This window comes from Flexithrix dorotheae DSM 6795 (genome assembly GCF_000379765.1).
GTDB classification, from domain to species: Bacteria; Bacteroidota; Bacteroidia; order Cytophagales; family Flammeovirgaceae; genus Flexithrix; species Flexithrix dorotheae.
This window is the reverse complement of record NZ_KB903501.1, coordinates 1-9,269: the sequence shown is the minus strand read 5'-3', so window position 1 is coordinate 9,269 and position 9,269 is coordinate 1. Positions and strand designations below refer to the sequence as shown.

Below are 9,269 nucleotides of genomic sequence, written 5' to 3'. Positions count from 1 at the left end.
AATCTGATGATCTGTTTTATTTTGCTCATATCTAGTAGTTTACCAGCCATTGTATTCGCAGTTTTTTGGTTACTTACTGCAAACGCTAAACTATCAGAGCTTAAAAGGGGGTCACCATCGCCATAATGATTATTGTGACCCCTCCAACTTAAAAGGGTCATGATCATCATTATGATCATATTGACCCGTCACTAATTCAATCCTATAGATGGGTCAATATCATAATTATGGTGGATCAATATAAAAATTCTGGTGGGTCAGCATCGATCATAATATGCAATAAAGGGTAAACTATATTTTGGACTTTCCCTTAAAAACTATAGGCACAGGTTGCCCAGCCTACTAATTTGCTTTAGTGGGAAAGTAAATTTTTGACAATAGTAGATCTGGGTAAGCAGAACAAAGCTACTTACTCAAATAGTACTAATAANAGNTGATTNAGTTTAGATTATCCAGATGGACAAAACAAGTAATGTAAATGTGATTGGATATCAAGTGCTAGTTGGATTTCCTTTAAATAAATGGATTGGGATTCCATAAGTGAAGTTAGTTTAGTTTTTTAAATTTTTACAGTCATTCTTATGTTTCAAGGAGAACCCTGATTACAAGAACTTTTTTTTGTTCCAAGGTGATTGAACGCAAGTATAGGAAGAAGATAGTTTTATTAGTATGGTAACCAGCTTGAATAATCCCCCTGATTACGTGAGCTAAAGTAGCAAAGGTTATTCCTGAATGCAACCTTAAAACAAATTTTTATTAGGTGATTAACAATTATTTACAATTAGTATTTGGAATTGTGAATTAAAATCCTATTTCCTTACAAGTGTAGGTTTTATAGCTTTCCAAAAAGGTTTTAGATCCATATCCTTGTTTATTTAAGGTTTAAGTGGAAAAATCACCTAAAAAAATCAGGTTTAGTGGCCTGTCTTTTGTTTAAAAGCTACAATATCAAAGCGTTTTATTACATCTCCATTACAGCTAACGAAAAGTAACTCTCAGTGAGTTATTCCTAATTTTCTAAGCTTTTAATCTTTTCTATTAAAGGATGAACCAAATATTTTTTGGTAACGATTTGGATGATCCCTTCAAAAATTCTTTTTGCTTCTTGAATGAATTCCTCCCTACTTATTTGATAATTTGTAAAGGCCCATGATAGGACTCTCCTTTTTCTTTATTGACTAATTTATAAAAATAGGTCCCGCCTTTTACTTCCTCTCCCCTCCAATTACTTTTGTATGCATCATGGCTATATACTTCTTCTCCCCATCGATTATACACCCTTAACTCCCACTCCCCTTTCCCAATTCCCTGGATACTAAATTGATCATTATAACCATCATTGTTTGGGGTAAAAACATTGGGAATAAACAAGCATTTCTCATGGGTAATGTATACTGAATCCTTAAAGGTGAAGCATCCATTGGTGATTTCTACAGAATACTTTCCTTCTTCTGTAACTTCAATACTTTCTTCTGTTGAACCTGTGCTCCATAAATATTGAGGTCGTGGATAATCTGCCGGATAAACTACTTTCAATAGTATATTCTCATCCCGGCATATCGTAGTATCATTTCTAAGTTCAAGTGGGATTTTTGCCGGTAATGTCCCTACTTCTTTTAAATCGTCTATTAATATGTGGCTAGCTCTATGAGCAGGTTCACTATCGTAATAAGCCTCTAGAATGATATAGTCATATTCTTGCGTAGGAATAAAACTAATATCATGTTTTGTCCAATAATCGCTTTGCGGTAAAGAAGATAGCCATAATAATTCCTCTGTGGTACATGCATTGTTGCCTCCCCAAATGCGTAACTTGGCTTTTGCAGAATTTCTCGAATAACCTTCCCCTTTTTTTGAATGGCTAAGCATCACTGAAAAATGATAACAGGTATCCACACTTAATGGATAGTTTAATTGTTGAGAGACTCTTTCATAGGCATCAAAAGCTACATTACCCCTGGTTACTAATCCCAAATAGGTAAATCCATCTGCTGACCTTTGTCTTACATCATCATGTCCTGGCTGCAAATTACTCGTAGTCTCACTTTCCTTACAATCGGTCCAAAAAGGAGCTTCTCTACCTATTCTTTCCCCCTCAAAGGAAGGATTTTTAAACCGATTTTGACTATCTGCTTTATTATTGCCTAATAAAAAAATGAAAACTAATAGTAATCTAATTAAATAACTGATCGATCCCATCAAAATAGTTGATAATTATTTTTTGTGAAATTGTGACTGGAAGGTCTATTAATACCACATAGGGCCTTATTTAGAGGGCAAAGCTAGCAAATAACCTACATATATCTACGCACAATTAAATGGATTTTTTGTCCCGGTGATTTTTAACTCTTCTGCTTTTTGACTTTCAAAATAAAAACTGCATATATTTTCTAACCCCTCCCCTACTTAACATATAGCCCCTTATCAAGTTTTCTCACCCTCAAAAGGTCTAAAAATGAAAACTGAAATGGAAATTACCACCAAAAAACGACAAACCTACAAGCAAGAAAAATATTGAAATTACACAGCGTTTTTTCCGGACCTAACCCCCATTAAGTTTGTTCAACACAAGAAAAAATTCAGTGGGATCTCCCGGACCCACATGAATTTGGTCCCTTATTATTGTGGGTAGTTTTTTTTTATTTCAATGCGTAATAACAACTTTGACTATAAAGTCTTTTAAGATTAGCATTGTCAATCCATTCATACTTTATTTTCATAAAATCCTCAAATTTTGAGAAATCAATAAAGTCAATTTTCTCTCCATTTTTTATTGGGTTATCACGAATAAAATCGTGAGCAGTCTTGTTTACTTTTCGACATAATTTATCACAATTCCTTAATTCAGATTTTGTCAATTTAGGGTGTTTTTTTTCTAATCTTCCATCAATGTCAGTCAGCCATTTTTCTCCAAATTCCATGGATAAATTGAGTCCATTATTTAATATTTCACTGCTCATATTTAAGTCAATTTACCAACCAGGTCCAAGTTTTTGATTTGGCTCAGGTTCAATACTATTCATGTGATTTAATTCGTTTGGGTCTTCTCCGTTTCCAATTCTTTTATGCATATCGAGTAACGATGTCAAAAGAAATATTATTCCGTCATTTTTTTCGTCACTCTGCTTTTCTAATTTTATCAACGCTTTTTGAGTTGCCTCCCAAAAATAAGTTCTGTTAGCTAGCGCAAAAGTCCGCAAGTCAATATCAAACATAATATTTTCATCATTTCGGATAAATCCTCCAAAACCATTATATTCATCTCCTTGGTCTTCTCTAATTACAAACCATTCTAAGTACTTATAAAATTCATCAGCACAATTAATTTCTTTTAATTCATCAGTAATTAATTCCAGCATAAAAGCCATTCCACTCCAACGTCTTGCGAATCCTCTTCCATCTTCTAAAGTCCAAAATGCTGATGCCATAGTTTTGTTCTAATTCTGCCGTAGAGTAGAGCCTAATAGCCCTCTAATTTCATCTCGAATATAATGAAACTTTTCAGACTATCAGTACCATAATTCCATTGTGGCCATTCATCAAACCGTACGTGAAGTTTTCCCTCATGCGGCTGGGCATGCCAGCAGCTGTAGCAAAACCAGTATTTATCGTAAAGGATATCCTCAGAATTACAAAAGGCATCGATCCGGATGTTTGCCCGGTTTGCAAAAGGGGGAAAATGCATACCGTGGAGGAATACCCAAGGCTGAGAGGATCATCTCAAATCAAGGTGGAGTGGGCAAAAGTGTTGTAAAAATGAAAGAAAAAACCGTTTCCAGCAAACGGATGGGATTGCTATGCCCCTGAAAACATGAATCTGCCAAACCGGGCTATTGATTACCGTAAAAATGAATACTGAAATGGAAATTAGCTACAAAAAACGTTACTCCAAACAAAATCACCCCCACCAAAAAAGCTCTTCTGCAAGCAAGAAAAAAATTGAAATTACACAGCGCTTTTTCCGGACCTAGCCCCCATTAGGTTTGTTCAACACAAGAAAAAATTCAGTGGGATCCCCAGGACCTACATGAATTGGGTCCCTTATTATTGGCAGCTGTATTTTCCTTTTTGCTAATAGTTTTGTTCATAAATACTTTCATCATATAGCCAAATCCAAGTTTGCCAATTGTCCAAATTACAAGTCCTAACAATAAAGTTTTCCAAGTTATTTCTTCTCCATCAAAATATGGTAATCCGATTGACATAACCAAAAACATAAATGCTCCCCAACTCAGTCCTGTTTTTATCCAACTCTTTTTGTCAAATGGATTCGGTTTAACAGCGGCAAAAGTGTCCAAAGGACACTATGAGACTAAGTTACCAAAAGCCTTACAGTCCCAATATGCCCAACATGGATTTTATTTTTTTTGTTGTATGGCGTTGATAATTTTTACTCAAACATACCTGACCAAAACCCTTTTTCTTCGAAAACTTTAATATCAGCCAACATGAACATTTGCTTATATTTTTGTTTTGCATCAAGTTGAATTGATGCATCCCAAACTGTATCTAATGGATACTGAGAAGTAACTTCAGATATACCATCTCGTGCTATTAGTAAAAATTTTGCTAACTGCTCTAGTGAACTATTTATAAATATTTCTTCAAAGTCATTATCGTGATTAAAAAAAGTAATAAAGCCAGTTTGACTGTCTATACATATTGGATCTCCAGAATCTGTTGAACCTATTACATATAATTCATCAAATGAATCATCAAGATTCCATTCATCTTTTAATTTCTTAAGTTGAGTATTTTTATAATCTCCAAAACTCAAAAATGGAGCACAACTAGATGGTAATCCAGATAAATACAAAAACTCTTTTTCAGAAATACTTAAATCTAAACTTAATACTTGGTCTTTGGGAAAAACATTTAATTCAGACTGAAACTCTTTTTCTGGGTTACACCACTTTTTTTTAAAGTCTAATGCATTCATTGTAGTCTATTAGAAATATGCCATAATAGGGTAGAGCCTGGTAGCCCTTTAAAATTACTAATGAATAGCAAAAATCAGGCTACCAGTGCCCCCATTCCATGGCGGCCCTCATCAAACCGTGCATGAAGTTTTCCCTCAAACGGCTTACCGATGAAGTTCTGGTTTGGATATATATACATTTTCATAGACTACAGTATCAGTATTTAGCAAGAATACACCTTTGTCTGTTTCCATGTACTTGTCCCAAACTATAGCTCCCTTTAATCTCATCTGACTCAAATGTTAGCCGAATAGGACTTAGCCAGTACCAACTGCCAATGAATTATATGAACTTCTTCAAAGTAGAGTCCCTTCCCTAATTGGGTTTATGTTGACCCAATATCATTGGTACTATGAACCCTTCCGACTTCTGCAAATTCCCTCATCCATTTCGTTATACTTATAGGACTGGTTTTCGGTAGTCAACCTCCAAACTTACAGATCTCCCACGTTTAATTCTTTTCCATCTATAATCGCGCTATCCCTATGACTCCGGCAGTTTACTGAGATTCTTGCAACTGTTAATCCTCTCAAAATAAAAGGGTTCAGCACCGTTGAAAACCTCCCCAAATCTGCGGTTACACATCTCGAAGCTAATATGGGTTCACACTTTCGCATTACAGCTCGATTATTTGAATTAATAAAGCTTCAGCATTATCCTCACGGATACAACTGTCTGTTTTTCTTCAAGGTGAACAGTCAATTACCTTAGTGGGATTTTCACCCACTGGAAAAGCACCACTTCGTGGCGCACCAACGACCAGCTAATATGAGTATGCGTCCCTGTTACTAGAAGCACCGAAGTTGCTTTCTTGCATGGTCCTGTCGAAGTTCTCAGTTCGCATATTCATTTTAGTGTTTGTGTGTGCCGCGTGATTATTATTTTATGTTGTTAAGATACATTTCCAACATTGTATATCCATTTGAAGATAAAGTATTTCGATCTTCTGGATTGCTTTTATTCAACCCCATAGTTTCCTCCCAGAAATCAGGCATTCCATCATGATCTATGTCACTAGGTGCTTCTGTGCTCTTAAGATCTGGCCATCCACCTACATCCGTTTGAGAATCGATAATTCCGCATGCTTTTGAATAGTCAACAACATCATATTCTTTTTTATATTTTTTCCCTTCATAGGTGGCGAATCCTCCCCGTACTTCTTCAATGATCCGAGTATCAATAGCATCTAATTTTGGTAATCGTGCTCCAGCTTGAGTTAGTACCAATTCATAAGCTTCTTTTGCCGGTTGCTCATTTATAGGCATAGACTCCCAAGGCTTATCAAGTTTGATTTTGTCCAAAGAAATTTCTGTCTGTACTCCTCCGTTCCAGTTGTCTGATGAAACCTTCTCATTTCCTTCGACAACATTATCAAATACATACCATGTACCAAAATCTGTTTCACTTCTATAGCCAGGGTTGGCAATTCGGTATGACAACTCTCCGGGTTTTGTAGCCGGGCCCGGCTTGTAATAGTTTGATACAATATTGAATGTTGAAAAGTGGAATTTTGGATTCCCTTTTTGTTGTGCTTCACCGCCATAGCAACTATTATACCCCCAGTTATAAATCACATTATTTCTGTGATCGGTATAACCTGAACCAGAGGCCATACGGGGGTTGCGACTCGTGTGATGTGCAAGTAAATTGTGATGGTAAGTGCCATAGTTGGAACCCCATATTCCTCCATAGCCATGAGAGCCTTTTATATGGTTTGAGCCACTCAGACTCTCAGTAATCATACTCCACTGCACAGTAATGCTGTCACAATGATAGATAGACATACACTCATCGATACTCCAACTGGCTGAAACATGATCGATAATGGCATGTTTGAAATACCTACCGGAAACAGCATCATAGTCATGGCCTGATACATCACCCGGACGTACCCGGATATACCTAATGATCACATGGTCAGCATTTATTTGTAAGGGATGGTTTTTTAAGCAGACCCCATCACCTGGGGCAGTTTGTCCAGCGATTGTGATGTAGGGATTTTTGATACTAATTGGGCTCTCTAGCTCTATGTTTCCAGAAACCTTGAAAACGACCGTTCGTGGACCTTTGGCATCAACTGCTGCCCTTAGACTACCTTTTCCACTGTCCTTAAGGTTGGTGACTTCATAGACGGCACCTCCTCTTCCTCCCTTGGCGAATTTTCCATAACCTTCGGCAGTTGGAAATGCAAGTTGTTGAGACCAACACTGGAGAAATGTCAATAATAAAACTAAAGTTAAGGATGATGTTTTTTTTATCATATGCTATTTGGGTTTCAGGATTCTCAACATGCGGCACAACATTTCGCTATCTACCACCACCTAGAGTGGTTGATATTATAATTATACTGGCTAATCTAATAAATTTTTAATTTTGTTGATGCTTTTTACCGCTACATGGGTATAAATTTCTGTCGTTCTGGTACTATTGTGCCCTAGTAGAGCCTGAACATACCTCAAGTCTGTGTAGAACGCCACTGCGGCCATCCTCCAACAGGTGAGTTGCAAAGCTGTGCCGTAACATATGTGGTGTCACCCTTTGGGTGATCTTTGCTTTTTTATCTGCTCTTCCTCAAGGCGCTAGCAAAAAATTTCCGGGCTATATTGTTTAGTAAGTACCCTCCGATTCCATTTCAAATTTGAATTGCAGGTCCTTCCTACCTTAAAGGCAATTATTTGAGCTTCATCAACATCTGATCCTAAAAGGAAAAAAGAAAATGCAGGCCCATGTAGCTGTACAAACAAAATTGCTAATCCTTATTTCGACACTTTGGAAGAAACAATGAAGCTTTTGATCATGATTATAGACAAGAAAATATTTCCGGTATTCTAGAACCTAAGTTTTCTCTTTCGGTTGCCCCCTAAAGGGGCAAAAAAACAGCCACTTCCTATGGAAATGGCTACACTAGATGAACTTCCTTATAAACTATCACCTGAAGCTCAATTTCGGTTATATAAATCTAAAAAAAAGGAGTAAATTTATTTGCTTTTTATCACTGTACCTCGATTAGCTACAGTAATTATTTCAAGTTTCTTAGGACGGTAATCCATTCCTATTCGTATTTCTTCCGTTTTTTCTTTTCCAACAAGTTTCTCAGATATGTATAAACCCAAATCTAATGAAGAAGCAACTGCGCCAGCTGTTATTGTGTTATTGTCATCAACAATTCTTGCTCGAGCAACTCTTTCACAATACTTTTCCAATGATTTATATTCATTAAAGTTAGTTGTTGCAGTTTTGTTTTTCAAAAACCCGGCTGCACCAATCAATAGGCTACCTGTACAAATTGAAACAATATAATCAACATTTTCTCCAGTTTTAATCCAATCAATGAACTCTGTATTGTATTGAAGTTCTCTTGTCCCAAATCCGCCAGGGACTATTATCATATCATAATCTGATAAATCAGGTTTGATTTTATCGACAATAATTTCTAGTCCAAAACTATCTTTTATCGATTTCTTAGTTGCACACAAATCCCAATCCAGATTTTCCATAAACCCTTTAGTTTTAATATTCTTTATTGGGTCATAAAATCCAATAAAGTCTAAAAGAGTTATTTCATCAAATAGTATATATGCAATTTTCATTTGTTTTTATTGTAGCTAAAGTTCCTGCTAAATACCGTGACGAAGCAATCGCAAGACATGGACATTTAGCTCTTCTTGAACCAAACCTAAAGGTAGCAAAATTAGCAGAAACCTGAAATAATGTTAAGCAGTGGTTTTATCAAACCATATCACATGATGAAAAAGCTCATTGGTAAAAGCCCTGGAGCTTATTGAGTGCTGGAAGGTTTTGAAAAGTGATAATGAATTGCTAATCGATCCCGCCAAACCGGACTATTGATTACCCTAAAAATGAATACCGAAATGGAAATTATACAGAACTTTTCCAGGCCAAAACCCCATGAGATTCCTTCCCCATAAGAAAAATTCAGAAGGATCCCCAGTGGACCCTCCTGAATTTGATCCTATATTAAAGTGGTTAGTCTTTAATAAATTTTTTACTCATTAGACCTTTGTCTGTTTTTATCTGTAAGAAATAAATACCAATGGTTAAATCTGAAACATCAAAAAATTCTTTTGGTGAAGAAATAGTTTTTATTGGCTTTCCTATAGCATCAACAATAGTAATGGCTTCAATTGTTTTATCAAAATCAATGTTTAGGACAGAAGAGACGGGATTAGGATAAATAGACAAGTCACTTATATTATATTGATCATTGACACTTAAAACAATCTGGTTAGAGATTGTAATCTCTACATCGCCACTTACCCCGGAACCATC

Annotated in this window: 9 protein-coding genes and 1 pseudogene; 1 reads left to right on the top strand and 9 read right to left on the bottom strand. The window is 36.1% G+C overall.

Annotated elements, in window-relative coordinates; all coding sequences use genetic code 11:
* Positions 1 to 1,125: 1,125 nt before the first annotated feature.
* The 3 genes from A3EM_RS0137345 to A3EM_RS0137335 form a co-directional block, all read right to left on the bottom strand.
* Positions 1,126 to 2,199: a T9SS type B sorting domain-containing protein gene (locus tag A3EM_RS0137345; protein ID WP_020533357.1), complete on the bottom strand. Its 1,074-nt coding sequence runs from the start codon at positions 2,197 to 2,199 to the stop codon at positions 1,126 to 1,128.
* A 440-nt stretch (positions 2,200 to 2,639) separates the two neighbouring features.
* Positions 2,640 to 2,960 (bottom strand): hypothetical protein, encoded by a 321-nt coding sequence (locus tag A3EM_RS0137340; RefSeq protein ID WP_157638279.1) that lies wholly within the window; start codon positions 2,958 to 2,960, stop codon positions 2,640 to 2,642.
* Between the two features lie 12 nt (positions 2,961 to 2,972).
* Positions 2,973 to 3,428, bottom strand: a complete 456-nt coding sequence (locus A3EM_RS0137335) for a hypothetical protein (protein WP_020533355.1) — start codon at positions 3,426 to 3,428, stop codon at positions 2,973 to 2,975.
* A 143-nt stretch (positions 3,429 to 3,571) separates the two neighbouring features.
* Between A3EM_RS0137335 and A3EM_RS0137330 the strand changes: the two are divergent.
* Positions 3,572 to 3,754: pseudogene (locus tag A3EM_RS0137330) on the top strand (IS91 family transposase); the annotation flags it as partial.
* A 636-nt stretch (positions 3,755 to 4,390) separates the two neighbouring features.
* On the opposite strand, the gene A3EM_RS0137320 reads toward A3EM_RS0137330, so the two are convergent.
* The 6 genes from A3EM_RS0137320 to A3EM_RS44915 all read right to left on the bottom strand — a co-directional run.
* Positions 4,391 to 4,939 carry an SUKH-4 family immunity protein gene (locus A3EM_RS0137320; protein WP_020533352.1) on the bottom strand — a complete coding sequence of 183 codons (549 nt, stop codon included), beginning with the start codon at positions 4,937 to 4,939 and terminating at the stop codon, positions 4,391 to 4,393.
* Positions 4,940 to 5,083: 144 nt separating this feature from the next.
* Complete coding sequence (locus tag A3EM_RS48430) at positions 5,084 to 5,209, bottom strand: hypothetical protein (RefSeq protein ID WP_281169847.1); 126 nt, start codon at positions 5,207 to 5,209, stop codon at positions 5,084 to 5,086.
* Between the two features lie 648 nt (positions 5,210 to 5,857).
* The gene (locus tag A3EM_RS0137310) at positions 5,858 to 7,240 is read right to left on the bottom strand and encodes a pectate lyase family protein (protein ID WP_026210826.1); all 1,383 of its coding nucleotides are present in this window, start codon (positions 7,238 to 7,240) and stop codon (positions 5,858 to 5,860) included.
* Between the two features lie 163 nt (positions 7,241 to 7,403).
* Entirely contained in the window at positions 7,404 to 7,514 is a 111-nt protein-coding gene (locus A3EM_RS48475) for a hypothetical protein (RefSeq protein ID WP_342663079.1), read from the bottom strand.
* A 443-nt stretch (positions 7,515 to 7,957) separates the two neighbouring features.
* Positions 7,958 to 8,569: a DJ-1/PfpI family protein gene (locus A3EM_RS0137295; protein WP_020533347.1), complete on the bottom strand. Its 612-nt coding sequence runs from the start codon at positions 8,567 to 8,569 to the stop codon at positions 7,958 to 7,960.
* A 397-nt stretch (positions 8,570 to 8,966) separates the two neighbouring features.
* A partial coding sequence (locus A3EM_RS44915) for a T9SS type A sorting domain-containing protein (protein ID WP_020532632.1) occupies positions 8,967 to 9,269 on the bottom strand: 303 nt, incomplete at its 5' end.